3 protein-coding genes are annotated in these 2,393 nt (G+C 41.5%); 2 read left to right on the top strand and 1 reads right to left on the bottom strand.

All coding sequences use genetic code 11. The annotated features are described in order from the left end of the window. Positions 1-262 precede the first annotated feature (262 nt). Complete coding sequence (locus BG32_RS14165; RefSeq protein ID WP_121509903.1) at positions 263-535, top strand: AbrB/MazE/SpoVT family DNA-binding domain-containing protein; 273 nt, start codon at positions 263-265, stop codon at positions 533-535. A gap of 9 nt (positions 536-544) precedes the next feature. Continuing rightward, complete coding sequence (locus BG32_RS14160; protein ID WP_099771738.1) at positions 545-982, top strand: putative toxin-antitoxin system toxin component, PIN family; 438 nt, start codon at positions 545-547, stop codon at positions 980-982. Positions 983-1,348: 366 nt separating this feature from the next. Here the strand turns inward: BG32_RS14160 and BG32_RS14155 are convergent, their stop codons facing one another. Beyond that, positions 1,349-1,912, bottom strand: a complete 564-nt coding sequence (locus BG32_RS14155) for an NYN domain-containing protein (RefSeq protein ID WP_121527018.1) — start codon at positions 1,910-1,912, stop codon at positions 1,349-1,351. Positions 1,913-2,393 lie beyond the last annotated feature (481 nt).

Here is a 2,393-nt window from a genome sequence, read left to right as displayed (position 1 = left end):
CAATTCTATCATTTGAAGTCTTACAAACCTTGATTCTTACTTGAACTGCGTTACCTGTGCAAAAGCATGGAAATGTCGATCGATAAGATCAGAACAGCGTCGCTTTGTCATTTGAACCTGTTTCAGCATTTCTATTCTCTTTCATTGCTAGTCATTGAAAGATAAACGCAGGGGCTAACTAGTTCCTAGGGTTACGTTTTCGCTGTACAACTGTCAGATGATATAATAATACTAATACAGTAATATTATGAAGGGTGATTATATGGAATTAGTTAAAGCGGGAAGAAGTAGACAGGTCACGATACCAAAACAGATATTCGACTCTCTTGGATTAAAGGAAGGCGACTATGTACAGGTTGAAGTGGAAGAAGGAAGAATAGTTCTTACGCCTGTTGCAGTGATTAACAAGGAGAGGGCAAAGTCAGATTTTTTTCAGTTAGTTCAGAGAGTGAGAACCAATACCGAGTCTTTGACTGAAAAAGAAATTGAAGAAGAAATCCGCGAAGCATTAGAGGAGTCAAGAAGAGATAAGTGAGTCAAAGGAATGGAAAGAGTCGTACTTGACACCAATGTTCTAATATCTGCGATCATATCTAGCAAGGGTTCTCCTGCAAAAATCCTTGATCTCTGGAGAGAGGGCGCTTTTGATCTAGTTTTTTCTGAAGAGACTCTTCAGGAGCTTATTAATGTCCTGTCGCGTGGTAAAATGTTACGCATCACCGGAATCAATGAAGATGAGTTAAACAGGTTAGTATCTTACTTGAGGAATAGCTCGATAGTAGTTGACTCACCTGAAGATATTGCAATCGCTATCGAAGACCCGGATGATACCAAGTTCATCTCATGCGCGGTTCAGGCAGGCGCAAAATACATTGTATCTGGAGATCATCACCTGCTTGATGTCGAGAAGTTCGAAGGAACTGCAATAGTTACGCCTGCGGGATTTCTTAGAACATTCGCGCCCTTTCAAAATGATTCCTAACCACAGGGCAGGCACAACAATTTTAGTCATTCATACAGAAAGAATGAGACAATCAGTCTCAAGATTCTGCGCTTCAAAATAGTCTCCCATTGATTACTACAAGATGCGCTTGTTAAGTAAGGCTGATTGCTGAACGCTTACAAGAGCTGAGAAAGAGCATATCCGAGAGTTCGCTTCGCGCAAGAGAAGGAGAGAGCGAAATAGGTACCGACTATTCTACTTACGTATGAAAGCAATTTTCGCTTCCATACATCTCGTGGTGCTCAAGAACGGAGTCACAAAAGTTCCAGAAAGGCCCTACGAAACCGAGTAATTGTTTGTTTGAAAAGCATAATAAGGTTTGTTTCCTTCTTAGAGGATAGTTTTTCAATCGCGGATACACTTATCTATTAACTGCTGGTCGATCTTATGCCTCTCATCGCACACTTGCCAGAGATCCTTGTGATAAGTTGAGTCCTCCGAATGCCACAGAATAACGCTTTTCCCTTGGTCTTTAGCGGCTTCTACTGCTGGAATAAAGTCCGAATCACCAGCAACAAGGTGGAAAGTATCTATTGATTGAGAATACGAGAGTCGAACTAAAGTAACCGCCAGGGCTATATCAACTCTCTTTTGTACGAGAATTGGCTCACCATTGGTCGAGAACCCTCGAAGTTCTAGCTTTCCGATTACTACTTCGAATCTGTCTATCATTCTGAGTTTATTCAGAAAACGTTGGGCAGCATCATGGCGCTTTCTATCTTCATCAGATGGTGAAGAAGAAAGAAATGGAAGGCAATAATAGTAGTAAGTTCTGATCAACTTGCTTTGGCCATCACTAGCTATTATTGATGAGAACTTTGCAAAATCAACCTTTGGTTCTCCAAAACTGCTTTTAAGTAACACTTTTAAATAGCCACCATCAATCAAAACTACTGAGCCTCTCATCATTATGCACCTCAAAAAAAGAGCACCCCAACGGTCTGGAGTGCCCCAACATTTTGCTCGGCCGATTCAACAGAATCCTCCGAGACAGATTTTCGTATAGATAATACCATCAAAGCATATACTATGTCAAGATTGCGATATGCATCACAAATAATCTACTCGAAAAGGGTAACGTTGCATCAAAAATAAAACTACTCGAAAGGAAAGGATCAAGGGGATAATCTTCGCGAATGTCAAGATGAGAGAGGTAATGTCAGTACCCATACAGAGCCGCTTTTCGCTCGACGCTGATCGCTGTGAGCGAAACAGGGACTGACCGGCTCAAATGGTCTGTCCCTTTTTCGTGCTCCGCGAAGAAAAAAACAAAGATCCCGAAACAAGTTCGGGATGACAATGAGAGGGACGACTGAGAAGTCATGACGGGTTTGACAGCCTTTGCTGATTCTCAAAGCGTAATAATTTGTCATGCTGAACTTGTTTCAGC

This window comes from Mesotoga sp. HF07.pep.5.2.highcov, from assembly GCF_003666285.1.
In the GTDB taxonomy this organism is placed as follows: domain Bacteria; phylum Thermotogota; class Thermotogae; order Petrotogales; family Kosmotogaceae; genus Mesotoga; species Mesotoga prima.
The sequence above is the reverse complement of the archived record's forward strand: the minus strand, read 5'-3'. Positions and strand labels throughout refer to the sequence as shown.